We start from the raw sequence: 24,620 nt of genomic DNA on the forward strand, positions 1-24,620 counted from the left end.
TGCGTGAGGCAGCTTCTCGTGAGCGGAAACCTGCCTCACGCACCGCTCGGGGGCCGACGGGCGGGCCGATCGGGCCAGAACCTGCCCCACGCACCGCTCGGGGGCCGACGGGCGGGCCGATCGGGCCAGAACCTGCCCCACGCACCGCTCGGCAGCCGCGAGCTCAGCGCACGACCTCGCGCCGGTCGTCGGCCAGCCGCCGGGTGCGTCCCGCGCGGTCGAGGTGGTCGAGCAGCGGCAGCGCCACCCGGCGCGTGGTCGCCAGCCGCTCGCGCGCGGCGCTGGTCGTGAACGGCTGCTCGAGGCCGCGCAGCAGCTCGACGGCGCGGTCGACCGCGTCGGGCGCCAGCACGATGCCGGGTCCGAGCCGACGGAGCAGGCCGCTGCGCTCCGCTGCCCCGAGCGCACGCTCGTCGAGGCGGAGCTCGCGCAGCCGGTCGGCGGTGGGCGCGGCGAACGGGGCGTCGGCGAGGCCGCGCAGGACCTCGTCGACCGACGCGCGGACCGGCGCCGGGAGCCCGGGGGAGCCGGGACCCAGCACCCGGCCGTCGACGACGCGGAGCGGCGGCCGCACCAGCGCGCGCACGAGGTCGGGGGTGGGCAGCCGCAGCCGCCCGGCGAGCACGGACAGCGGCACCGCCGGGTCCAGCGGGTGGCTGCGCGCGTGCTGCTCGACGAGGCCCGGGAGCCGGTCGGCCAGCGCCCGGGCGACGGCGGGATCCACGAGCCAAAGACCGGCCGCGAGGTGGTCGCCGTCGGTGAGCGGTACGCCGAGCTGCTGGAGGCGGTCGGCACGCGCGATGCCCCGGCGCGCGAGCTCGTCGGCGAGACGGGGGGTGCCGTCGGCACCGGCCAGCTGCCCGGCGCGGCGGGCGGCTGCACCGCGACGACGCAGCCGGGGCGGGTCGGGGTCGAGCACGTCGACGCGCCACACCTGCCGCCGCCCGGGGTCGCGCAGCAGGGCCCGGTCGCCGATCCGCAGGGGCAGGGGACGCTCGAGCGAGAGCCGCGCCAGCCCCGCGCCGAGCGGCCGGAAGCGCACCGGCAGGTCGGCAGCACCGACGTGCAGCACGGGCGCGGTGGGCGGCTCACCGGTCCCGGACCACCGGACGTCGACGACGCTGGTGTGGTGCCAGGCGCCGGGGGTGACCAGCACGCTGCCCCGGGCGAGGTCGTCGGTTCGGCCGGTCACGTTCAGCGCGACGCGAGCCACGCCGCTCACCTCGTCGCGGTCGCGGCCGAGCGCCTGCACCTCGCGGACCCGCAGGACCGTGTCGCCGAGCGCGAGCCCGTCGCCGCGTCGCACGGTGCCCGCCGCGAGGGTGCCGGTGACGACGGTGCCGGCCCCGCGGACCGTGAAGCGCCGGTCCACCCAGAGCCGGACGTCGGCGGCGGGGTCGGGCCGCGGCAGCGCGGTGACCATCGCCGAGAGCGCGGCGCGCAGCGCGTCGATGCCCGCGCCGGTCCGGGCGCTCACCGGGAGCACGGGGGCGCCGGCCAACCCGGTCGCGGCCACCTCCGCCGTGGCCCGCGCGACGGCCGGGGCGGGGTCGGCCAGGTCGGCGCGCGACACCGCCACGACCGCGTGGCGTACGCCGATCGCGTCGAGGGCGGCGAGGTGCTCGGCCGCCTGCGGCATCCACGGGTCGTCGGCCGCGACGACGAGCAGCGCCGCGGGCACCGGGCCGATCCCGGCGAGCATCGTGGTGAGGAACCGCTCGTGGCCCGGCACGTCGACGAAGGCGACCTCGCCGGCCTCGGGCCACTCGGTCCAGCAGTAGCCGAGCTCGATCGTCAGTCCCCGGCGCCGCTCCTCGGCGAGCCGGTCGGGGTGGGTCCCGGTCAGGGCCTCCACGAGGGCCGACTTGCCGTGGTCGACGTGACCGGCCGTGGCCACGACGTGCATCAGCCCGGCTCCGCCACGCGTCGTACGGCGGCGACGAGGACCGCGTCCTCGGCGGGGTCGACCGCGAGCAGGTCGAGCAGCAGGCGCCCGCGCTCGAGCCGGCCGACCACCGGCAGGTCCAGCGCCCGCAGCGGCTCGGCGTACGACTCCGGCAGCGCCACCGCGGCGCTCGGGATCACGACGTCGGGGGCGCCGCCCCCACCGACGGCCCCGTCGGAGTCCACGACGCTCGCCCCGAGGTCGTCGGGCAGGGCGGCGACGACGGCCGCTGCGCGGGCGCGCAGGTCGTGGACCGAACGGGACAGCGCCGCGGCGACGGGCGGGACCGGGCCGGCGAGCGTCGCCTCGAGCGCGGCGAGAGTGAGCTTGTCGACCCGCAGGGCGCGGGCGAAGGGGTCGCGCCGCAGCCGCTCGAGGAGCGCGGCGCGGCCGAGCAGCAGTCCGCACTGCGGCCCGCCGAGCAGCTTGTCGCCCGAGGCGGTGACCAGGTCGGCACCCGCGCGGAGGGTGGTGGCGGCGTCGGGCTCGTCGGGCAGGCGCGGGTGCGGCGCGAGCAGGCCGGAGCCGATGTCGACGACCAGCGGTGCGCCGAGGGTGGCGAGGTCGGCCACCGGGACCGAGGAGGTGAACCCCCGGACGCTGAAGTTGGACGGGTGCACCTTGAGGACGAAGGCCGTCGTGCCGTCGACCGCCGCCGCGTAGTCCTCGAGCCGCACCCGGTTCGTCGTGCCGACCTCGCGCAGCCGGGCCCCGACCGACTCCATCAGCTCGGGGATGCGGAAGCCGTCACCGATCTCGACGAGCTCGCCGCGCGCGATCACCACCGAGCCGCCGCCGCGCGCCAGGACGCGCGTCACGAGGGCGAGCGCGGCCGCGCCGTTGTTGACGACGTGCACCGCCTCCGCGTCCGGCACCGCGGCGGCGAGCGCCTCCAGGGTGCCCCTGCCCCGGCGGCCGCGGCGCGCGGTGGTGAGGTCGAGCTCGACGTCGGTGGCACCCGCGGCCGTGCGCAGCGCCTCGACCGCCGCGGCGGACAGGGGCGCGCGGCCGAGGTTGGTGTGCACCACGACCCCCGTGGCGTTCACGACCCGGCGCAGCGTCGTCGCTGCCGGGGGCAGCGCGGCGACCGCCTCGTCGGCGACCGCGGCCGGCGCCAGCGCGCCGTCGCGGCAGCGCTGCTGGGCGGCGGCGACGGCCCGCTTGACCAGCACCGGGCCGAGCCGGTCGGCCGCCTCCCGCAGCCGCGGGTCGGCGAGGAGCTGGTCGGTGCGCGGGACGGCCCGTCGCGGATCCGGCACGCACCCTCCTGCGGTCACGAGTGGCGGAGGCGGACGGGAATCGAACCCGCCTGGCCCAGGTGCTGGGCCACAACGGTTTTGAGGACCGCGTCCGTCACCAGACGAGAACCGCCTCCGTCGTCAGCGTAGCCACAGCCGTCCTAGGTTGGGGCCATGACGTCACCCCTCCGGCTGACCCAGTACGCCGCCGGCGGCGGCTGCGCCTGCAAGGTCCCCCCGGGCGAGCTCGAGCGGGTCCTGGGCGACCTGCCCGGCGGCCGCGCGGGCGGCGACGGGACAGGGGACCTCGTCGTCGGGGTGGAGCACGGCGACGACGCCGCGGCGGTGCGGATCCATCCGGCCGCCGACGGCACCGACCGGGTGGTCATCCTCACCACCGACTTCTTCACCCCGGTCGTCGACGACCCCCGCGACTGGGGCCGCATCGCCGCGACCAACGCGCTCTCCGACGTCTACGCCATGGGCGGCACGCCCGTCGTGGGGGTCAACCTGCTCGGCTGGCCGCGCGAGAAGCTGCCCTTCGAGATCGCCGCCGAGGTGATGCGCGGGGGCGCCGAGGCCTGCGCGGCCGCCGGTGCGCACCTCGCCGGCGGCCACAGCATCGACGACCCGGAGCCGAAGTACGGGCTGGCGGTCACCGGCCTCGCCGACGCCGACCGGCTGCTGCGCAACGACGCCGCGGCGCCGGGACTGCCCCTCACCCTCACCAAGCCTCTCGGCCTCGGCATCCTCAACAACCGCCACAAGGCCACGGGTGAGCGCTTCGAGGAGGCCGTGGCGGTCATGACCACGCTCAACCGGGACCCCTCCGCGGCCGCGGTGTCGGCCGGCCTGCGGGCCGCGACCGACGTCACCGGCTTCGGGCTGCTCGGCCACCTGATGAAGATGATGCGCGCCAGTGGCACGTCCGCGGTGGTCGACGCCGCCGCCGTGCCGTACGTCGACGGGGCTCGGCAGTCGCTGGCCGACGGGTTCGTGCCCGGTGGCAGCCGGCGCAACCTCGACTGGGTGCGAATCCACCTCGAGGCGTCGGTCGGCGACGACGAGCTGCTGCTGCTCGCCGACGCACAGACCTCCGGCGGGCTGCTCGTGGTGGGCGAGCTGCCCGGCCACCCGGTGGTCGGCGAGGTCGTCGCGGGCGGTGGCGCGCTGCTCACCGTCCGCTGACCCACCCCGGCGGGCGGTGGACCGGCGGCCCGGCCCGTCGTAGGTTCGGGGGCAACGGTGACGAAGGAGGCTCGGGTGACGGAGACGCCGGCACGGACGAAGCGCTCCCTCCTGCCCTGGCCGGTGCTGCGCCAGCTCGCCGACGGCGACGTGCTGGGTCGCGGCCGGTCGGTCCGCTCGAAGCGCACCGACGAGATCGAGCCGCGCACCGCGACCGCCGACCGCGTCGCCAGGAGCGTGTGTCCCTACTGCGCCGTGGGCTGCGCCCAGAAGATCTTCGTCAAGGACGAGAAGGTCGTGCAGATTGAGGGCGACCCCGAGAGCCCGGTCAACCGGGGACGGCTCTGCCCCAAGGGCTCGGCGAGCAAGAACCTCGTCACCAGCCCGCTGCGCCAGACCGCGGTCAAGTACCGCCGTCCCTACGGCACGGAGTGGGAGGAGCTCGACCTCCACACGGCGATGGAGATGGTCGCCGACCGGGTGCTGCGGGCGCGGCGCGACAGCTGGCAGGACCTCGACGAGCACGGCCGCAAGGTCCGGCGCACGATGGGCATCGCCAGCCTCGGCGGCGCCACGCTGGACAACGAGGAGAACTACCTCATCAAGAAGCTGTTCACAGCGATGGGGGCCATCCAGATCGAGAACCAGGCACGTATTTGACACTCCGCCACCGTCCCCGGTCTGGGGACCAGCTTCGGACGCGGCGGCGCCACCGGGTTCCAGCAGGACCTGGCCAACGCTGACTGCATCGTGATCCAGGGCTCGAACATGGCCGAGGCCCACCCGGTGGGCTTCCAGTGGGTCGTGGAGGCGAAGAAGCGCGGCGCGCGGATCATCCACGTCGACCCCCGGTTCACCCGCACGAGCGCGCTGGCCCACCAGCACGTGCCGATCCGCGTCGGCAGCGACATCGCGTTCCTGGGCGGGATCATCAACTACGTCCTGCAGAACGAGCTCGACTTCCGCGAGTACGTCGTCAACTACACCAACGCGGCCAACATCGTCAGCGAGGACTTTCAGGACGCCGACGACCTGGACGGCCTGTTCTCCGGGTTCGACACCGAGACCAGGACCTACGACCCGACCAGCTGGCAGTTCGCCCAGGAGGACGACCAGGGCGACCTCGGCCCGGCGCAGGCCGACGACGCGGGCGACAGCGCGGAGCAGCGCAACACCGCCAGCGGCCTGCAGAACGAGGCGCACGGCATGCAGGTCGGGAGCCGCCCGCCCCGCGACGAGACCCTCCAGCACCCCCGGTGCGTCTACCAGGTGCTCAAGCGCCACTACGCGCGCTACACGCCCGAGGTGGTGGAGCAGGTCTGCGGCGTCTCGCAGGAGGACTTCCTGGAGGTCTGCCGGGCGTGGACCGAGAACTCCGGTCGTGAGCGCACCACGGCGCTGGTCTACAGCGTCGGCTGGACCCAGCACAGCGTGGGCGTGCAGTACATCCGCGCGGGCGCCATCCTGCAGCTGCTCACCGGCAACGTGGGCCGGCCGGGCGGCGGGATCATGGCGCTGCGCGGCCACGCCAGCATCCAGGGCTCCACCGACATCCCGACGCTGTTCAACATCCTCCCGGGCTACCTGCCGATGCCCAACGCGGAGAAGCACCAGACGCTGACGGAGTGGATCGACGCCGTCCGCAACCCCGGCAGCAAGGGCTTCTGGGCCAACGCCGGGGCGTACGGCATCAACCTGCTCAAGGCCTACTGGGGCGACGCCGCCACCCCCGACAACGACTTCTGCTTCGACTACATGCCGCGGATCACCGGCGACCACGGCACCTACCGGACCGTGCTCGACATGATCGACGGCAAGGTCAAGGGCTACTTCCTGCTCGGGCAGAACCCGGCCGTCGGCTCCGCCCACGGCCGTGCGCAGCGCCTCGGGATGGCCAACCTCGACTGGGTGGTGGTGCGCGACCTGTTCGAGATCGAGAGCGCCACCTTCTGGAAGGACTCGCCCGAGGTGGCGACCGGCGAGATCGTCCCGGAGGAGTGCCGCACGGAGGTGTTCCTCTTCCCCGCCGCCTCGCACGTGGAGAAGGAGGGGACCTTCACCCAGACGCAGCGGATGCTGCAGTGGCGGGAGAAGGCCGTGGAGCCGCCGGGCGACGCCCGCTCGGAGCTGTGGTTCTTCTACCACCTCGGCCGGATGCTGCGGGAGCGGCTGGCGGGGTCGGACGACGAGCGCGACCGCCCGCTGCTCGACCTGGCCTGGGACTACCCCATGCACGGCGACCCCGAGCAGGTGTCGTCCGGCTGGGGCGAGCCCAGCGCCGAGGCGGTGCTGAAGGAGATCAACGGCTACGAGGTCGCGACCGGCCGTCCCCTCTCCGGGTTCCTGGAGATGAAGGACGACGGCTCGACGCTCGGCGGCTGCTGGATCTACAGCGGTGTGTACGCCGACGGGGTCAACCAGGCCGCGCGCCGCAAGTCCCGCCACGACCAGTCGTTCGTCGCCTCCGAGTGGGGCTGGGCGTGGCCGATGAACCGCCGCATCCTCTACAACCGCGCGTCCGCCGACCCGGAGGGGCGGCCGTGGAGCGAGCGCAAGGCCTACGTGTGGTGGGACGAGGACAAGCAGGAGTGGACGGGCGACGACGTGCCCGACTTCGAGAAGACCAAGCCGCCGTCCTACCGGGCGCCCGAGGGCTCCGACGGCGTCGCGGCCATCGAGGGCGTCGACCCGTTCATCATGCAGGGCGACGGGAAGGGTGCCCTCTACGCGCCGCAGGGGCTCATCGACGGCCCGCTGCCGACCCACTACGAGCCGGTGGAGTCGCCGTTCCGCAACCTGCTGCACGGCCAGCAGGCGAACCCGACGCGCAAGGAGTACCGCCGCGCGGACAACCCGATGAACCCCGACCCGCGCTCGCCCGGGGCGGCGGAGGTGTTCCCGTTCGTGTTCACCACGAGCCGCCTCACCGAGCACCACACGGCCGGCGGGATGAGCCGCTTCGTCGAGCACCTCGCCGAGCTGCAGCCCGAGATGTTCGTCGAGGTCTCCCCGGCGCTCGCGGCGGAGCGCGGCCTCGAGCACATGGGCTGGTGCCACGTCATCACCGCCCGGTCGGCGGTCGAGGGACGCGTCCTGGTCACCGAGCGGCTGCGCCCGCTGCGCGTCGAGGGCCGGACCGTCCACCAGGTGTGGATGCCCTACCACTGGGGGCAGGGCGGGCTGGTGGCCGGTGACTCGGCCAACGACCTCATCGGGATCTCCCTCGACCCCAACGTGCTGATCCAGGAGAGCAAGGTCGGCACCTGCGACGTCCGGCCGGGCCGCCGGCCCACCGGCCCGGCCCTGCGCGAGTACGTCGAGGGGTACGCCCGCCGCGCCGGCGTGCTCGACGGCAGCGAGGGGCCCGTGGTGACGGCCTCGGCCGCTGCCCAGCGGGAGTCCGCCGCCGCCCAGGCCGGCGACGACCAGCACGCCCCTCACCAGCGGGAGGACCAGTGATCGGCCGCAACAGCCTCTTCGGCCCGCTCGACCCGGCGCCCGACGCCGGCTACGCCGACGCCCCGCCCCGCAAGGGGTTCTTCACCGACACCAGCGTGTGCATCGGCTGCAAGGCCTGCGAGGTGGCGTGCAAGGAGTGGAACGACGTCCCGGAGAACCTCTTCCAGATGCTCGGCACCTCCTACGACAACAGCCACTCGCTCAACGCCAACCAGTGGCGCCACGTGGCCTTCATCGAGCGGCCCGGCCGGGCGCCCGCGCCGGACCAGCCGGCGGTGCCCACCACGCCGCCCGTCGACATCGGGATGCCGACGGTGGGTGCCCCGCCCAGCGACGTGCCGGACGAGGCCAAGCCCGACTTCCAGTGGCTGATGTCGTCCGACGTGTGCAAGCACTGCACGCACGCCGCCTGCCTCGACGTGTGCCCGACGGGCTCGCTGTTCCGCTCCGAGTTCGGCACCGTCGTGGTGCAGGACGACATCTGCAACGGGTGCGGATACTGCGTCGCGGCCTGCCCCTACGGGGTGATCGACCGGCGCAAGGGACCCGACGGCGACCCTCGCGTCGGCATCGCGCAGAAGTGCACGCTCTGCTACGACCGGCTGACCGACAACCAGCGCCCTGCCTGCGCGCAGGCGTGCCCGACGGAGTCGATCCAGTTCGGCGACGTCGAGGAGCTGCGCGAGCGCGCCAGCGCGCGGGTCGCGACGCTGCACGAGCAGGGCGTCATGGACGCCCGGCTCTACGGCAACGACCCGGAGGACGGCGTCGGCGGCACCGGCGCCTTCTTCCTGCTGCTCGACGAGCCGGAGGTCTACGGGCTGCCGCCCGACCCGGTCGTCACGACCAAGGACCTCCCGCGCATGTACCAGCGGGCCGCGATGGCCGCCGCGGCGATGCTCGCCGGCGCCGCCGTGTCGTTCGTGAGGAGGAAGCCGTGACGGAGGTGTCGCACCAGCACGGCGGCAGCCCGTCGCGGCAGCGCGGCCAGCGTGGCGGCGGCGACCGCGTGATGGTCCCCGAGGCCGACTTCACCTCCTACTACGGCCGGGCGATCGTCAAGCCGGCCCCGTGGGAGAAGGACATCGCCTTCTACCTCTTCACCGGTGGGGTCGCGGCGGGCAGCTCGCTGCTCGCCGCCGGGGCGGACCTGACCGGCCGTCCCGGCCTGCGCCGCGTCGCCCGCCTCGGCTCGCTCGGCAGCCTCGGGCTCAGCGTCGGCTTCCTCGTCCACGACCTGGGCCGGCCGAGCCGCTTCCTCAACATGCTGCGGGTCGCCAAGCTGACCTCGCCGATGTCGGTCGGCACCTGGATCCTCAGCCTGCACGGCCCCTTCGCGGCCCTGGCGTCGGGCGCCGAGATCGTCTCCATGCTGCCGGCGTCGTGGCAGCGCGGGCCGCTGCGGCTCGTCGCCGTGCTGGGCCGCCCGGCCGGCCTCGTCGGCGCCCTCACCGCGACGCCCGTCGCGGCGTACACCGCGGTGCTGCTGGCCGACACCGCCACCCCTGCGTGGCACACCGCCCACGAGGAGCTGCCGTTCGTCTTCTGCGGCTCGGCGGCCGCCGCCTCCGGCGGGCTCGGCCTGCTGGGCGCGCCGGTCGCCCAGACCGGCCCGGCGCGTGCCTTCGCCGTGGGCGGCGCGGTGGTGGAGCTCGCGGCCGAGAGGCGCATGGAGCGGTCGATGGGGATCTCGGCGGAGACGCTGCACCACGACACGGCGGGCCGCTGGATGCGCGCGAGCACCCTGCTCACCGCGGCCGGCGCGCTCGGCGCGCTCGTCGGACGGCGCAGCCGGCTCCTGTCCGCGGTGTCCGGCGCGGCGCTCATGGCGGGCTCGCTGTGCACCCGGATGGGCGTCTACGAGGCGGGGCTCGCCTCGGCCAAGGACCCGAAGTACACCGTCGTGCCGCAGCGTGAACGAGTCGACCGAGGGGTACCGGTGCGCCACCGCCAGTGAGCCGGCGTCCACCAGCCAGGGGCGCCGTCGCGGCGCTCGGACCGGAGGAGGACACATGAGCCAGACCAGCGACACCACCACCCGAGACACGGGCACCTCGCCCGGTGGCTCCCGCTGGCTGCTGGTTGCCGCGGGGCTGCTGCTGCAGTTCTCGATCGGCGCGGTCTACGCGTGGTCGGTCTTCGGCGGCGCCCTGGAGAAGGCCGAGCCGTGGCAGCTGAGCAAGCTGCAGGCGTCGCTGCCGTTCACCGTCACGATCGGCATGATCTTCATCGGCAGCTACGTCGGCGGCCGGCTGCAGGACGCCCGCGGGCCGCGCCTGGTCGCCCTGGTCGGCGGGGTCGTCTACGCCGTGGGCATCCTGCTCGCGTCGTTCACCAACGGCGAGGAGGACTACTGGCTGCTCATCCTCGGCTACGGCGTCATCAGCGGCTTCGGCCTCGGAGCGGCGTACATCGTGCCGATCGCGATGCTGCAGAAGTGGTTCCCGGACAAGAAGGGCCTCATCACGGGCCTCGCCGTCGGTGGCTTCGGCTTCGGCGCCGTGCTCACCTCGCCGGTCGCGCAGTGGCTGATCGACCGCGACCCCGACGACCCGACCGGCGCGTTCCTGCCGCTCGGCATCGCCTACCTGGTGATGTCGCTGGCCGGCGCGGCGTTCTTCCGCAACCCGCCCCAGGGCTACACCGTGCCCGGTTTCGAGCCGGTGGCCGAGGCCGGCGGCGCCCCGGAGGCCGGGCACGACTACACGCAGGGTGAGGCCCTGCGCACCAAGCAGTGGTACCTGCTGACCGCGATCCTCGCGCTGAGCGTGAGCGCGGGCATCTCGCTGATCTCGCAGGCCAAGACCAGCGCCACCGACATCGCCGGCTACAGCGTCGGCGGGGCGGCCGCGCTCGTCGGCGTGCTGGCGATCTTCAACGGCGGCGGGCGGATCGTGTGGGCCGCGATCTCGGACTACATCGGCCGGATGCGCACCTTCGCCGCGATCCTCGTCCTCCAGGGCGTCTGCCTCATCCTGCTGCCCCACGCCGACAACGTGGCGTTCTTCGCGATCCTCGCGGCGATCGTCTACCTCTGCTACGGCGGCACCTTCGGCACCATGCCGGCCACCGCCGGCGACTTCTTCGGCGTCCGCAACGCCGGCGCGATCTACGGCCTCATGCTCATCGGGTGGAGCGTCGGCGGGATCATCGGCCCGGTCATCGCCTCGGCGCTGATCGGCGAGGACAAGGCGTACACCCTCGCGTACACGACCATCGGGATCATCGCGCTCGCCTCGGTGCTGCTCACGGTCCTCACCAAGGTGCCTGCGGGCCGGCGGGCCGCCGACGGCTGAGGACTGCCAGACTCGCCCCATGGCGACGACCACCCGCAAGCGCATCGTCGCCGCGGCCGTCGAGATGACCACCGCGTCCGGATGGGCGTCGGTGACGATGGCGCGGCTCGCGAAGGCCGCCGGGGTGAGCCGGCAGACCGTCTACAACGAGGTCGGGTCCAAGCCGGCACTCGCGGAGGCGATGATCCTCGACGAGCTGGCCCGGTTCCTCGGCGTCGTCGAGCAGGCCTTCGACGCCGAGCCCGACGACCTCACCCGCGGCATCGAGCGGGCGGTCTCCGACGTGCTGACCTACGCCCACGCGAACCCGTTGCTGCACGCGGTCGTCAGTGCCACCCACGGCGCCGACACCGAGCTGCTGCCGCTGCTCACCACCAACGCCGCCGGGTTGCTGGGCGTCGCCAAGGAGGTCATCAGCGCCCGGGTGACGCCGTACGAGCCCGGCATCGACCCCGACCGCCTCGGCCCGGCGATCGACATGGTCGTCCGGGTCGTGCTGAGCCACGTCATGCAGCCCTCGGGGACGCCGGAGCAGACCGCAGCCGACATCGCGTGGCTCGCCGGGCGGGTGCTCGGCGGCCGACCGGCCGGCTGAGCCCCCCGCTCGGCGGGCGCCGGGCGGGGCTGCCCCTAGCCTTGCCCCGTGAGCGGAGTGGCTTGGGGTACGCCGGCGGCGCGGGGCATCGTGGCCGCGGCCACCCTCGGCTCGGGGCTGACGCTGCTGGACGGCACGGTCGTCAACGTGGCCCTGCGCTCGATGGGCGACGACCTCGGCGCCTCCCTGGAGCAGCTCCAGTGGATCACCAACGGCTACTTCCTCTCCCTCGCCTCCCTCATCCTGTTCGGCGGCTCGCTGGGCGACCGGCTCGGCCGGCGGCGCGTCTTCGTCGTCGGCACGGTGTGGTTCGCGCTGGCGTCGCTGGTGTGCGGCATCGCGCCGAACGCCGAGGTCCTCATCGCCGCCCGGGTGCTGCAGGGCATCGGCGGCGCGCTCCTCACGCCCGGCAGCCTGGCGATGATCCAGGGGGCGTTCCGCGCCGAGGACCGCAGCCGCGCGATCGGCGCCTGGTCGGGAATGGGTGGGATCGCCGCCGCGCTCGGACCGCTGGTGGGCGGGCTGCTCGTCGACCACGCCTCGTGGCGGTGGATCTTCCTCATCAACCTGCCGCTCGCGGCGCTCACCGTCTGGCTGGCGCAGCGCTGGGTGCCCGAGACGCGCGACTCACGCGGGCGGTCCCGCTTCGACCTCCCCGGTGCCGCACTGGCCTCGCTGGCGCTGGCCGGGACCACGTGGGCGCTCACCGACGCCGGCGGACGGGCGACGTGGTGGGCGGCCGGCGCCGGCCTGGCCGCGGCCGTCGCCTTCGTCGTCGTCGAGCGGCGCTCGCGAGGACCGATGGTGCCGCTCGGCCTCTTCGCCGACCGCACCTTCAGCGCCGCCAACCTCATGACGCTGCTGGTCTACGCCGCGCTGGGCGCGATCCTGTTCTTCCTCGTGCTCCAGCTGCAGACGGTGGGCGGCTACAACGCTCTCCAGGCGGGGCTCGCGACCCTGCCGGTCACCGCCTGCATGCTCCTCCTGGCGGCGCGCGGCGGCGCCCTCGGCGATCGCATCGGGCCGCGCCTGCCGATGACGCTGGGGCCGCTCGTCATGGCTGCCGGCACCGTCTGGCTGCTGGCGGTCGGTCCGGGGGTGAGCTGGTGGCGCGACGTCGCACCCGGGCTGACGGTCTTCGGGCTGGGGCTCGCCCTCATGGTCGCGCCGCTCACCTCGACCGTGCTGGCGGCTGCGCCCGACGAGGTCGCGGGCATCGCGAGCGGCATCAACAACGCCGTCGCACGTGCCGGGTCGCTGCTGGCGGTCGCCGCGCTGCCCATGGCCGTCGGCATCGCCGGCGACGACTACCGGGACCCGGCGCGGTTCGACACGGCGTACGGCACCGCGATGCTCGCCTGCGCGGGGCTGCTCGCCGTGGGCGGCCTGGTGTCCTGGTTCACCATCCCGCACCGCGTCCGCACCTCGGATGCCTAGGCTTGGCGCCATGCGCGCACGACGTGGGGCCGGCCTGGTGGCGACGGCCGCCCTGCTCGCCCTCCTCGGCGCGTGCAGCGACCCCGCCGACCCCGCGGTGGGCGATCCCGCACCGGCCGCGTCCGGCACCGAGCCCACCTCGCCGGACCCGAGCCCCGGCGAGGACCCGACCGGGAGTCCGCCGGCGACACCGGCCGCCCCCGTCGCCGACCCCGCGCACGCGGTCGACCCGCCCGGGGAGCGCGACGGCCGGCTCTGGAGCGCCGACATCCTCGTGCAGTGGGACCGGCCCATCGACGACGAGCTCCTGCAGCGGATCGAGGACCTCGAGGGCGTCGCCCACACCGAGCGCATCGGCCTGGGCCAGGTCAGCCTGGAGAACCGGGTGCTCACCGTCGCGGCGGTGGACCCCCGCGGCTACCGGCACTTCACGCGGGCCGAGGTCGCCGACTTCCAGGCGGCGTGGGACCGCGTCGCCGGCGGCGAGCTCGCGATCGACAGGACGGTCGCCAAGCGCCTCGCCGACGAGGACGGGATGATCCGCCTCGGCACCGACGACGGCGCACCGACCCTGCACGTCGGCGCGTACACCCCCCAGGTCCCGACGATCGACATGGTCGTGAACACCGCGTGGGCCCCGGACATCGAGATGGCCACCGACAACGGGCTGCTGATCTCGACCGACAACGCCACGCCGTCGAGCATCCGCGAGCCGCTGGAGCGGATGGTCGGCGAGGACGCGTCGGTCCAGATGCTCGACGTCGCGTCCCGCATCGGCCTGGACCCCGAGGCCAAGCTCACCGCCATCCCGACGGGCGGCACCCTCGGCAGCGTGGTCGGCACGTACCGCTACCGCGTCCTCGGAGGCGGCCGGATCGCGCCCGACCCGGCGTGGGTCGCGGCGAACATCCGCACCGAGGCCGTGCCGATCCTGGGCAGCGTCACCTGCCACAAGGACCTCTTCCCCCAGCTGCGGGCGGCCCTGCTGGAGGTGCAGCAGCGCGGGCTGGCCGACGAGATCGACCCGGACGAGTACGCCGGGTGCTACTACCCGCGCTTCATCGCCGACACCACGACGCTGTCCAACCACTCGTTCGGCCTGGCCCTCGACCTCAACGTCCCCGGCAACCAGCGCGGCACCGTCGGCGACATCGACCGCGACGTCGTGGCGATCTTCAAGACCTGGGGCTTCGCCTGGGGCGGCGACTGGCGCTGGACCGACCCCATGCACTTCGAGCTGGCCGAGGTGAAGGCGGTCGGCTGACCAGCGGCCCCCGGGGTAGTCCACCGGGAAGTGGCTGCCCTGAGGCGGTCCTGACGACCATTTCCCGGTGGACTACCCGCCCCGCCGGCCCGGGTAGTCCACCGGGAAGTGGCTGTCCGGGGGCGGTCCTGTCGACCATTTCCCGGTGGACTACCTAGGGTCGGGCGCATGAAGGCAGTGCAGGTCGTCACCCTCACCGGCCCCGCCGACGTCGAGGTCCGCGAGGTCGACCCTCCAACCCCGGGCCCGCACGACGTGCTCGTGGAGGTGCACAGCGTCGGTGTCGCGTTCCCCGACCTCCTGCTCAGCCGCGGCGAGTACCAGTTCCGGCCCGAGCCGCCGTTCACGCTCGGCGTCGACTTCGCGGGCGTGGTCCTCGACCCCGGCTCGCCGGAGTCGAGCGGGTTCACCGTCGGGCAGCGGGTCGCCGGCGTGAACCTGCACGGCGGGGCGGCCGAGGTGGTGGCCAACCCGGCGATCTTCACCTTCGCCCTCCCCGACGCGCTGTCGTACGACGAGGGGGCGGCGCTGCCCATGAACTACCTCACCGCGCTGTTCGCACTGGAGGAGCGCGGCGGCCTGCGTGAGCGCGAGACGGTCCTCATCCACGGCGCGGCCGGGGGCGTCGGCACCGCGAGCCTGCAGGTGGCGCGCGGGCTGGGTGCGCGGACGATCGCGGTCGTCAGCACCGAGGAGAAGGCGGCGTTCGCCCGGGCGGCCGGCGCCGACGAGGTGGTGGTCGGTCCGGACTTCCGGGACGCCGTCAAGGACCTCACCGGCGGCCGGGGCGTCGACGTGGTGGTCGACGTGGTGGGCGGCGACGCCTTCACCGACTCCCTGCGCTGCCTGGCCGAGCTGGGCCGGGTGCTCGTCGTCGGCTTCGCCGCGGGCCAGGGCATCCCGCAGGTGAAGGTCAACCGGCTGCTCCTGGGCAACACCGACGTCCGCGGCGTCGGCTGGGGGGCGTACGCCATGACCCGCCCCGGCTACATGCAGAGGCAGTGGCACCGCCTCGTCCCCATGATCGAAGCAGGGACCGTCAGGCCGCCGATCGGCGAGACCTACGACCTCGCGGACTTCGGACGCGCGCTGGTCGACATGGACGAGCGGCGCACCCTCGGCAAGTCGGTCGTCCGGGTGAGGTGAGGCGCCCGCTGGGCGGTCAGGGTTAGGGTCGCGGCGTGACGATCCTCGACGCTGCCCGCGACGGCATGAACCCCGCCATCCGACCCCAGGACGACCTCTTCGGCCACGTCAACGGACGCTGGCTGGACGAGACCGAGATCCCGTCGGACAAGTCGAGCTGGGGCGCCTTCATCGCGCTCGCCGACGCCGCCGAGCAGCAGGTGCGCGACATCATCACCGAGCTCGCCGACCGCCCCGCCGCGGAGCTCGACGAGGAGGAGCGCAAGATCGGGGACCTGTACGCCTCGTTCATGGACACCGACACGATCGCGGCCAAGGGCCTGCGGCCGGTCCAGGGGCTGCTCGACCGCGCGCACCAGGTGGCCGACCTCACCGACCTCGCGGCGTTCCTCGGCGTCTTCGAGCGCATCGGCGGTCCCGGGCTGTTCGGGTCCTACATCACGCCCGACCGTGCCGACGCCTCGCGCAACATCGTCTACCTCGCGCAGGGCGGCCTCGGGCTGCCCGACGAGTCCTACTACCGCGACGAGAAGTTCGCCGAGATCCGCGAGAAGTACCTCGCCTACCTGACCACGCTGCTGCGCCTCAGCGAGCACGACGACCCCGAGGGCGCTGCGGCGCGCGTGCTGGCCTACGAGACGCGGCTGGCCGAGGGCCACTGGGAGGCCGCCGCGACGCGCGACGTGCAGAAGACCACGAACCACAAGAGCCTCGAGGAGCTGCTGGAGCTCTGCCCGGCCTTCGACTGGATCACCTACGTCACCGGCCTCGGTGGCACCGAGGAGACGCTGCGCCGCACGATCGTCATGCAGCCCGACTTCTTCACCCACCTCTCGACGGTGCTGGAGGAGACGCCGATCGAGACGTGGCGCGACGTCCTGCACGTCCGCGTCGTGCGGAGCTCCGCGCCGTACCTGCCCGACCCGTTCGTCGAGGCCAACTTCGACTTCTACGGCCGCACCCTCAACGGCACCCCGGAGCTGCGCGCCCGCTGGAAGCGGGGCGTCGACTTCGTCGAGGGCGCCATCGGCGAGGCGGTCGGCAAGGTCTACGTCGCGCGCCACTTCCCGCCCTCGTCGAAGCAGATGATGGACGAGCTGGTCGCCAACCTGGTCACGGCCTACCGGCGCTCGATCGAGGCGCTGGACTGGATGGGCGAGGAGACCAAGCAGAAGGCCTACGACAAGCTCGACCGCTTCTACCCCAAGATCGGCTACCCGGAGGAGTTCCGCGACTACTCAGCGCTCACCATCTCCGCCGACGACCTCATGTCCAACGTCGCGGCGGCGTCGGCCTTCGAGACCGACCGCCAGCTGGCGAAGGTCGGCCAGCCGGTCGACCGGGACGAGTGGCTCATGCTGCCGCAGACGGTCAACGCCTACTACCACCCCGGCACCAACGAGATCTGCTTCCCGGCCGCGATCCTCCAGCCGCCGTTCTTCAGCCCCGACGCCCACCCCGCGGAGAACTACGGCGGCATCGGCGCCGTCATCGGTCACGAGATCGGCCACGGGTTCGACGACCAGGGCGCGCAGTACGACGGCGACGGCAACCTCCACGACTGGTGGACCGCCGACGACAAGGCCGCCTTCGAGGAGAAGTCGCGCGCGCTGATCGAGCAGTACGACGCCTTCGAGCCGCGCACCCTGCCGGGTGAGCACGTCAACGGCAGCCTCACCGTGGGGGAGAACATCGGCGACCTGGGCGGACTGACCATCGCTCACAAGGCGTTCGTCATCAGCCAGGGTGGCGAGGCCTCCGTCGAGGACCGGCGCACGCTCTTCCTCAACTGGAGCCACGTGTGGCGCACCAAGCGGCGCAAGGAGCAGGAGCTGCAGTACCTCACCATCGACCCGCACAGCCCGGCCGAGTTCCGCGCCAACATCGTGCGCAACCTCGACGAGTTCCACGAGGTCTTCTCGACGCAGCCGGGTGACGGCCTGTGGCTCGAGCCGGAGGCCCGCGTCCGGATCTGGTGACCCGCGCTCAGCGGGCGCCACTCGGCCCGGGGTCCTCGGCCGAGGACCCCGGACCGCCCGCGGTCGGCGTCAGCCGGGGATGGCGGCGCAGACCACCTCGAGGGAGAGCGTCTGCGGCGTCGGCAGCAGGTTGACGCCCGTGGCGCGGAAGGCGCTCTCGCTGGTGCGCGTGACCTGGCTGAGCAGGTTCGCGACCGGGGCGGCGTACGCAGCCGTCGCGGCGATGGCCTTCTTGCCCTCGGGGCACGCCGCGGTGAGGGTGTCCGTGCCGCCGACCCCGCCGAGGATCCCGGGGATGGGCAGGCTGCGGGTGACGACCTCGAAGCCGCTCAGCCCGGACGCGCCCGCGGGCCCGGCGGGGCCGGTCGCCCCGCGCGGGCCGACCGGGCCTGCCGCTCCCGTGAGCTTGGCGGTGGCGCGGGCCGAGAGGTCCTTGACCTTCAGCGAGCGGTTCTTGATGTCGCGGCTGGCGACCGTGCCGTCCTTGATCTGGTTGCCGGTGATGAGCAGGGACGCGGTGGCGCCCGCCCCGGCGGACAGGACCAGCGCGATGACGGCGACAGCGACGGCGAGCGCCGTGCGAGGTGTTGCGTTCATGTGGAGGCTCCCTGGCGGTGATGAGTGTCCGGTGGTGAGCCGGACAGTAGGTGGCGCGGCGGCCGGCGGGAGGTCGTTTCACGATTTCCGCGAACCGGACGTACGCGCTGTTGAATGAGCACGTGATGCTGCCCGGCCACGACCAGTCCACCTACCGGCTGCGGATGGAGTGGGGCCCGACGGGCGCCGAGGCAGTGCCTGCCGACTTCGCCGTGGTGGTCGACGTGCTGTCGTTCACCACCACGCTCAGCGTCGCGATCGAGCGCGGCATCGAGGTGTTCCCGTTCCGCTGGCGCGACTCGCGCGCCGCCGAGCACGCGATGCGCCACGGCGCGACGCTGGCGGTCGGCCGGTTCGAGGCGCTCTCGCGCGGCGACGCCCGGCACGTCTCGCTCTCGCCGGCCAGCCTGGCCGAGGTGCAGGGCGTCGAGCGGCTGGTGCTGCCCTCGCCCAACGGTTCCACGATCGCGTTCGCGCTCGCCGAGTCCGGGGCGCAGGTCGTGGGGGCGTGCCTGCGCAACGCCGGCGCCGTCGCCCGCTGGCTGGCGCCCAAGGTGGCCGAGGGTGCCAGCGTGGTCGTCGTACCCGCCGGGGAGCGCTGGTACGACGACACGCTCCGGCCGGCGGTCGAAGACCTGTGGGGAGCCGGCGCCGTCCTCGCCGCGCTCGACCGGGAGGCGGAGGCCGAGGCCAGCCCCGAGGCCCGCACGGCGATGGCCGCGTGGCACGCGGCGGTGCTGCCCTTCGACCTGCTCCACTGTGCCGGCGGACGCGAGCTGATCGAGGCGGGGTTCGTCGCCGACGTCGAGATCGCCGCGCAGCACGACGTCAGCGAGGTGGTCCCGGTGCTGGTCGGCGAGTCGTTCCGCGACGCCACCGACCTGCTGCCGCCCGGGCCCCGGCTCAGGCGGGTCGGCGGCTGAGCCGTTTCGGCTTCGGGCGCGCGACCACGCCGGCGTCCTAGGATGCCGCCGGGGCGCACCGACGGGGGGGAACGCGTGATCGAGGTCCTGGGGCCGTTGCAGGTCCGCAGCGGGGGCACGGACGGCCCTGGCGGGGGCGGGGCGGTCGACATCGGCTCCCCGCGCCACCGCGAGGTGCTCGCCGCGCTGGTCGCCGACGCCGGCCGCGTGGTCTCCACCGACACGCTGCTCGAGCGCGTGTGGGGCGACGTCGGCCGCGGTGCGAGCACGTCGAACCTGCACGCCGTGATCTCCCGCCTGCGTGCCCGTCTGGCCGGCGCCGGCCTCGGCATCGGCATCGCGACGGCCTCGCCGGGCTACCGGCTCGACGCGCCCGGGGCCGTCGACGCGATCCGCTTCCAGGACCTCCTCGCCCGCGGCCGGGCCGCGTACGCCGCGGGCGACCTGTCGCCGGCCCGGGAGCTGCTCGACGAGGCGCTCGCCCTGTGGCGCGGACCGGCGTACGCCGACATCCGGCTGCCGTTCGCGGAGGTCGAGGCGGCCCGGCTCGAGGGACAGCGGCTCGCGGCGTGCGAGCTGCTGGTCGACGTCGAGCTCGCGCTGGGCAGGTACGCCACCGCGCTCGACCGGCTGCCGCCGCTGGTCGCCGAGCACCCGCTGCGCGAGTCGTTCCGCCGCCAGCAGATGCTCGCGCTCTACCGCAGCGGACGGCAGGCCGAGGCGCTCGAGGTGTACGCCGACCTGCGGGAGGTGCTCGCCGAGGAGCTGGGCATCGACCCGGGCCCGGAGCTGCAGGAGCTCCACCAGCGGGTGCTCGAGCAGGACGAGGACCTGCGGGTCACCGAGGCGGACCACCGCGCACCCGCCCCGCCGGCCGCGGCGCCGCTGTGGCACTCCGAGGTGGTGGTGCCGGCCGACGACCTGGTCGGGCGCGAGCACGACGTGGCGCAGCTGACCGACCTGCTCACCGGCTCCGGGCAGCGCCTGGTCACGGTCACCGGGGTGGGCGGCGTCGGCAAGACCCGGCTGGCGTACGCCGTGGCCCGCGCGTCGCGCGAGGCCTTCCCCGACGGGGTCGTGCTGATCTCGCTCGCCCCTGTCACCGACCCGGCGCTCGTGCTGCCCCTCGTCGGTCGGGCCGCGGGACTGGCCGGCGCCGAGGGGCTCGACCCGCTGGAGGCGGTGGCGGGGCACCTGCGCTCGCGCAAGGTCCTGGTGGTCGCCGACAACCTCGAGCACCTGCTGGACGCGGCGCCCGACCTGGCCCGGCTGGTGGCCATGTGCCCGCGGTTGAGCGTCCTGGTCACCAGCCGCACGACGCTCCGCGTGCGCGGCGAGCTGCACTACCAGCTCGCACCGCTCGAGCTGCCCGGCGAGGGGGAGGCGGACGCCGACGTGCTGGCGCGGTCGGCCGCCGTGGCCCTCTTCGTCGACCGGGCGCGGGGCGTCCAGCCGGACCTTGTCCTCGACCCGCCGACCGCCGCCGCCGTCGCCGGCATCTGCCGCCGGCTGGCGGGGATCCCGCTGGCCATCGAGCTCGCGGCCGCCCGCGCCAACCTCATGCCGCCGGCCCTGCTCCTGGAGCACCTCGACCGCGTGATGGCGGGGACCGGTGCGCGCGACCTGCCGGCCCGTCAGCGCACGATGCGCGCCGCGTTGGAGTGGAGCCACCGGCTGCTCGGGCCGGAGCAGCAGCAGGTGCTGCGCCGGCTGGCGGTGTTCTCCGGCGGCTTCACCCTCGACGCGGTGGAGGCGGTGGTGCCCCCGGGCACCGACGCCTTCGGGGTGCTCGAGGAGCTGGTCGCCCACTCGCTCGTGCAGCGCGACCTCGACGACCCGGGCGTGCTGCGGTTCCGGCTGCTCGAGCCCGTCGCGCAGTTCGCGGGTGAGCTGCTCGGGGGCGACGAGGCTCGCGCGGCCCGGGACGCGCACCTGGCGCACTTCCTGCGGTTCGCGGAGGACACCGAGCCGGGCTTCCGCGGAGCCCGCACCCGGGAGGCGCTGGCCGTCACCCACCGTGAGCACGCCAACCTCGTCGCCGCCACCGAGTGGGCGCTCGCGTCCGGGCAGGGTGACCTCGCCGGCCGCATCGTGTGGGCGATGTGGCTCTTCTGGTGGCTGCGCGGCAATCTCCTCGAGGGTCGCCGGCTCGCGCAGGGCGTGCTGGACCAGCCGACCAGCGACGAGGTCCGCGCGCGGGCGCACGCCGTCATGGGCGCCATGACCTTCGCGCAGGGCGACACCCGGCTAGCTCGTCACTGGTGCACCGGCGTGAGGCTGGCGCGCAGCATCGGCGACGTGGAGGCCGAGGCGCACAACCTCGCCGGGGAGGGCCTGATCGCCCTCGCCGAGGGCCACCTCGACGAGGCCGAGGTCCGCTTCGTCGACACCATCCGGCTCACCGAGGAGGGCGGGCTCGCCGGCGGGTGGCTGTGGACGCTGGCGCACGTGTGGCAGGCGACCGTTCGCCTCGTGCTGGGCTTCCCGGACCAGGCCGAGCCCCTGCTCGCCGCGGCGCTGGCCGCCGCCCGCGCCCGCCGCGACCCGCTGGCCACCTACATCACCCTGTTCACCTCGGTGCAGGCCGCGACGGCGTCCGGCGACCTGGCGACGGCCCGTGCGCAGCTCGACGAGGGCATCGCCCTCAGCGTCGAGACCGGCGACCTGGCCAACCTGGCCTACTTCCTCGAGGCGCTCGCGGTGGTGGAGTCGCAGCAGGGCGGCCACGACAGGGTCGCGGTGCTCCACGGCGCCGCGACCCGCCTGCGGGAGACCGTCGGCGCCAACGTCTACGGCTACTACAAGCCCGACGAGCAGCTGCTGGCCGCCTCGCTCGTCGCGTCGCGCGAGCGGCTCGGGGCGGCGTACGACGAGGCCGTGGCGCACGGGCGCTCGCTCGACGTCCCCGCCGTCGTCCGGTTCGCCGTCGGCTGACGGGGACGCAGGCGGGCGCGGGCGGCCGCAAGGAGCCGCAAGGAGCCGCAAGCCGGCCGCAGGCGAGCCGCAAGACCGGCCCGGGAGCGTGAGGGCTCCCGGCGAGGTACGTCGGGACACCGAACCACCGGAGAACCGACGCCATGAGCTCATCGACGAGCACGCCCGCGGCAGACGCCCGCTGGCTGCCCACCGACTGGACCCACCCGGTCCACGTCCCGGTCGGCGCCGACCACCACCTGCGGCCCATCCGGGCCACCGACGTCGACCTCGACCTGCCGGCCGTCCACGGGTCGCGCGAGCGCCTGTGGGCGATCTACGGCCGTGCCTGGGGCTGGCCGCCCGTGGCGATGACGCGCGAGCAGGACCTCGACGACCTCGCCCGCCACGAGGCGGAGATCGAGGCGCACGAGTCGTTCAACTACGCCCTCTTCGACGCTGCCGAGACCCGCCTGCTCGGCTGCGTCTACATCGACCCGCCCGAGAAGGTCGGCGCGGACGCCGAGATCTCGTGGTGGGTCGTCGACGAGCTCGTCGGCAGCGCCACGGAGGCCGCCCTGGACGCCCTCGTCCCGGCCTGGATCGCCGCCGACTGGCCGCTCGAGCGGCCCCGCTACGTCGGCCGCGACCTCACCTGGGACGAGTGGCTGGACCTGCCCGACCTGCCGACCCAAGAGACCTGAGGAGGACCGACATGCCCACCCACACCCAGCACCCGACCCAGCACCCGCGCCGCCGCTCGCTGCTGCGGGCGCTCCTCGCCGGTCTCGCCGCCCTGGCCGCGACCACCGGCCTCCTCGCCACGACGTCCGCCCCCGCGAGCGCGGGACAGGTCGGCGTCACCGTCGGCATCCGCGGCGCCGGCTCCGTCACCGTCGTCGAGGGGTCCATCGAGGACGGCGCGCAGCTGACCTGCCAGCGCCACGACAACCAGGACCAGCGCGTCACCGCCTGGTGCCCGCGGATGCGCAACTCCGAGGCCTTCGAGGCCTGGGTCTGGCTCCGCGCGACGCCTGCGTTCCAGCCCGCCGACCAGTGGGTGTTCCGCCGCTGGACCGGCTGCGACCAGACGCGCGAGCGCAACGGCTTCCAGGAGTGCGCCGTGCACTCGGGAGCGTTCAGCAGCGACGAGAAGTACCCCGTCGCGGAGTTCCTCGACGTCGTGGCGCCCGAGGTCTCCGGTCCCATCGCCGGTCCCGTGGCCGGCCAGGACCGCACGTTCTCCTTCCTCTTCAGCGCCAGCGACGGCGTCACCTCCTGCCGCGTCGTCGGCGTGGTCGAGTGGTTCCGCTGCGCCAACGGACACCCGGTGCAGGTCCCGGAGGGGGCACACAGCTTCCAGGTCCGCGCCACGGACCCGTCCGGCAACGAAGGTCTCGAGACGGTCGGCGTCGTCGCCGTCGACACCCGCATCGCCTCCGGGTCCCCGTCGCGCACCAACGACCCGACGCCGAGCTTCGACCTCAGGACCGGCGCCGGCAAGGGCTTCTGGTGCTCGCTCGACGGCGGCGACTGGGCCGCCTGCGGGACCGGCACCGCCGCGACGTACGAGACGCCCGCCCTGGCCGACGGTGCCCACCGACTCCTCGTCCAGGCCCGCAGCGGCACCTGGCTGGACTCGGTCCCGGCCGAGTGGCGGTGGGTGAGCGACACGGTCGGCCCGACGACGACCATCAGGGCCGTCACGGCGGGCAATACGGCCGAGGTCACCCTGACCAGCGCCGACGCGGTGCGCTACGAGTGCCGCCTGGACCGGCCCACCGGCCCCGGTGCCTGGGCGGAGTGCGCCTCCGGGATGCGCTTCACCGGGCTCGCGGACGGCGAGCACAGCCTGTCGGTCCGCGGGATCGACGACGTCGGCAACGTGGAGTCCCCCGCCAAGGTCCACCGCTGGACGGTGCGCACCAGCCCCGCCCCGGACCCGGGCCAGGACCCCGGTCAGGACCCGACCCAGGACCCCGCCCCGGTCCAGCTCCCCGGCGACACCACGCCGCCGGAGACCACGGTGATCAGCGGACCCGCGGGCTTCGTGGCGGCGCCGTCGGCCACCTTCGGGTTCACGAGCGAGGCGGGCGCCGGCTTCCGGTGCACCCTCGACGGCGCACCGGTGACCTGCGGCAGCGCGCTCGCGCTGAACGGCCTCCGCAGCGGCACGCACGCCCTGGCCGTCGCAGCGGTGGACGCCGCGGGCAACGTCGACCCCACGCCCGCGGTCCGCACCTGGACCGTGCCGGCCACGGCGGCCGAGCTCCGGCCCGGACGCGGCTGGAGGCTCGAGCGCAGCGCGAAGGCGTACGGCGGCAGCCACCTCGAGTCGAGCCGGCGCGGCGCGGCCCTGACCCGCAGGGTGCAGGGAGCGCGTGAGGTCGCCCTCGTCGTCGGCAAGGGCCGGCGCCACGGCACGGTGAAGGTCTACGCCGGCTCGCGCCTGGTCGGCACCGTCCGGCTGGCGGCCACGCGGTCCACGACCCGGCAGGTCGTGCCCGTCACGAGGTTCGCCACGCCGTACACCGGCCGCCTCCGCGTCGTCATCGCGACGCAGGGCCGCCCGGTCCGCATCGAGGGACTGGGGGTCGCCACCGGATGACCACCCGTCCCGGGCGAGCGGCGACACCGCTC

The 24,620-nt window shown here is 74.3% G+C and carries 17 protein-coding genes and 1 tRNA gene; 14 read left to right on the forward strand and 4 right to left on the reverse strand.

The genetic code is table 11. The features are described from left to right. Positions 1–163: 163 nt before the first annotated feature. From J3P32_RS08590 to J3P32_RS08600, 3 genes are all read right to left on the reverse strand, one after another. On the reverse strand, positions 164–1,906 hold the full coding sequence (locus J3P32_RS08590; RefSeq protein ID WP_210439383.1) for a selenocysteine-specific translation elongation factor: 1,743 nt from the start codon (positions 1,904–1,906) through the stop codon (positions 164–166). Further along, on the reverse strand, positions 1,906–3,204 hold the full coding sequence (gene selA, locus J3P32_RS08595; protein WP_210439384.1) for an L-seryl-tRNA(Sec) selenium transferase: 1,299 nt from the start codon (positions 3,202–3,204) through the stop codon (positions 1,906–1,908). Before selA ends, J3P32_RS08590 begins: the two co-directional genes overlap by 1 nt. 21 nt (positions 3,205–3,225) lie before the next feature. Further along, positions 3,226–3,320 (reverse strand) — tRNA-Sec (locus tag J3P32_RS08600). A 37-nt stretch (positions 3,321–3,357) separates the two neighbouring features. Between J3P32_RS08600 and selD the strand changes: the two genes are divergently transcribed. From selD to J3P32_RS08655, 10 genes are all read left to right on the forward strand, one after another. Next, positions 3,358–4,371, forward strand: a complete 1,014-nt coding sequence (gene selD, locus J3P32_RS08605) for a selenide, water dikinase SelD (RefSeq protein ID WP_210439385.1) — start codon at positions 3,358–3,360, stop codon at positions 4,369–4,371. A gap of 75 nt (positions 4,372–4,446) precedes the next feature. Continuing rightward, positions 4,447–7,830, forward strand: coding sequence for a formate dehydrogenase (gene fdh / locus J3P32_RS08615; protein WP_307861630.1), 3,384 nt, complete (start codon positions 4,447–4,449; stop codon positions 7,828–7,830). Then, entirely contained in the window at positions 7,827–8,771 is a 945-nt protein-coding gene (locus J3P32_RS18460; protein ID WP_307807812.1) for a 4Fe-4S dicluster domain-containing protein, read from the forward strand. Before fdh ends, J3P32_RS18460 begins: the two co-directional genes overlap by 4 nt. Continuing rightward, the gene (gene nrfD, locus J3P32_RS08625; protein ID WP_210439388.1) at positions 8,768–9,787 is read left to right on the forward strand and encodes an NrfD/PsrC family molybdoenzyme membrane anchor subunit; all 1,020 of its coding nucleotides are present in this window, start codon (positions 8,768–8,770) and stop codon (positions 9,785–9,787) included. The genes J3P32_RS18460 and nrfD overlap by 4 nt, the downstream gene beginning before the upstream one ends. A gap of 55 nt (positions 9,788–9,842) precedes the next feature. Next, positions 9,843–11,126: an L-lactate MFS transporter gene (locus tag J3P32_RS08630; protein ID WP_210439389.1), complete on the forward strand. Its 1,284-nt coding sequence runs from the start codon at positions 9,843–9,845 to the stop codon at positions 11,124–11,126. 19 nt (positions 11,127–11,145) lie between these two features. Then, a complete protein-coding gene (locus J3P32_RS08635) occupies positions 11,146–11,721 on the forward strand; it encodes a TetR family transcriptional regulator (protein WP_210439390.1) in 576 nt (191 codons plus the stop codon). 48 nt (positions 11,722–11,769) lie between these two features. Next, positions 11,770–13,158, forward strand: a complete 1,389-nt coding sequence (locus J3P32_RS08640) for an MFS transporter (protein ID WP_210439391.1) — start codon at positions 11,770–11,772, stop codon at positions 13,156–13,158. Between the two features lie 10 nt (positions 13,159–13,168). After that, complete coding sequence (locus J3P32_RS08645; RefSeq protein ID WP_210439392.1) at positions 13,169–14,422, forward strand: M15 family metallopeptidase; 1,254 nt, start codon at positions 13,169–13,171, stop codon at positions 14,420–14,422. A 168-nt stretch (positions 14,423–14,590) separates the two neighbouring features. After that, positions 14,591–15,568, forward strand: coding sequence for an NADPH:quinone oxidoreductase family protein (locus J3P32_RS08650; protein ID WP_210439393.1), 978 nt, complete (start codon positions 14,591–14,593; stop codon positions 15,566–15,568). A gap of 35 nt (positions 15,569–15,603) precedes the next feature. Next, a complete protein-coding gene (locus J3P32_RS08655) occupies positions 15,604–17,547 on the forward strand; it encodes a M13 family metallopeptidase (protein WP_307861631.1) in 1,944 nt (647 codons plus the stop codon). A gap of 69 nt (positions 17,548–17,616) precedes the next feature. Here the strand turns inward: J3P32_RS08655 and J3P32_RS08660 are convergent, their stop codons facing one another. After that, the gene (locus tag J3P32_RS08660; RefSeq protein WP_210439394.1) at positions 17,617–18,144 is read right to left on the reverse strand and encodes a hypothetical protein; all 528 of its coding nucleotides are present in this window, start codon (positions 18,142–18,144) and stop codon (positions 17,617–17,619) included. Positions 18,145–18,269: 125 nt separating this feature from the next. Here J3P32_RS08660 and J3P32_RS08665 point away from each other — a divergent pair, with 125 nt between their 5' ends. From J3P32_RS08665 to J3P32_RS08680, 4 genes are all read left to right on the forward strand, one after another. Next, a complete protein-coding gene (locus J3P32_RS08665; RefSeq protein WP_210440710.1) occupies positions 18,270–19,067 on the forward strand; it encodes a 2-phosphosulfolactate phosphatase in 798 nt (265 codons plus the stop codon). Between the two features lie 75 nt (positions 19,068–19,142). Next, positions 19,143–22,001, forward strand: a complete 2,859-nt coding sequence (locus tag J3P32_RS08670) for an AfsR/SARP family transcriptional regulator (RefSeq protein ID WP_210439395.1) — start codon at positions 19,143–19,145, stop codon at positions 21,999–22,001. A 143-nt stretch (positions 22,002–22,144) separates the two neighbouring features. Beyond that, entirely contained in the window at positions 22,145–22,684 is a 540-nt protein-coding gene (locus J3P32_RS08675; RefSeq protein WP_210439396.1) for a GNAT family N-acetyltransferase, read from the forward strand. Positions 22,685–22,695: 11 nt separating this feature from the next. Continuing rightward, a complete protein-coding gene (locus J3P32_RS08680; protein WP_210439397.1) occupies positions 22,696–24,588 on the forward strand; it encodes a hypothetical protein in 1,893 nt (630 codons plus the stop codon). Positions 24,589–24,620 lie beyond the last annotated feature (32 nt).

This window comes from Nocardioides xinjiangensis (assembly GCF_017916385.1).
GTDB lineage: Bacteria > Actinomycetota > Actinomycetes > Propionibacteriales > Nocardioidaceae > Nocardioides > Nocardioides xinjiangensis.

What these genes read in the sequence shown, in the direction of transcription:
- J3P32_RS08590 (WP_210439383.1), bottom strand. Translation starts at nt 1,906, where the DNA reads ATGCACGTCGTGGCCACGGCCGGTCACGTCGACCACGGCAAGTCGGCC.
- J3P32_RS08630 (WP_210439389.1), top strand. Translation starts at nt 9,843, where the DNA reads ATGAGCCAGACCAGCGACACCACCACCCGAGACACGGGCACCTCGCCC.
- J3P32_RS08680 (WP_210439397.1), top strand. Translation starts at nt 22,696, where the DNA reads ATGCCCACCCACACCCAGCACCCGACCCAGCACCCGCGCCGCCGCTCG.
- J3P32_RS08635 (WP_210439390.1), top strand. Translation starts at nt 11,146, where the DNA reads ATGGCGACGACCACCCGCAAGCGCATCGTCGCCGCGGCCGTCGAGATG.
- selD (WP_210439385.1), top strand. Translation starts at nt 3,358, where the DNA reads ATGACGTCACCCCTCCGGCTGACCCAGTACGCCGCCGGCGGCGGCTGC.
- J3P32_RS08645 (WP_210439392.1), top strand. Translation starts at nt 13,169, where the DNA reads ATGCGCGCACGACGTGGGGCCGGCCTGGTGGCGACGGCCGCCCTGCTC.
- J3P32_RS08675 (WP_210439396.1), top strand. Translation starts at nt 22,145, where the DNA reads ATGAGCTCATCGACGAGCACGCCCGCGGCAGACGCCCGCTGGCTGCCC.
- J3P32_RS08665 (WP_210440710.1), top strand. Translation starts at nt 18,270, where the DNA reads ATGCTGCCCGGCCACGACCAGTCCACCTACCGGCTGCGGATGGAGTGG.
- J3P32_RS08650 (WP_210439393.1), top strand. Translation starts at nt 14,591, where the DNA reads ATGAAGGCAGTGCAGGTCGTCACCCTCACCGGCCCCGCCGACGTCGAG.
- J3P32_RS08660 (WP_210439394.1), bottom strand. Translation starts at nt 18,144, where the DNA reads ATGAACGCAACACCTCGCACGGCGCTCGCCGTCGCTGTCGCCGTCATC.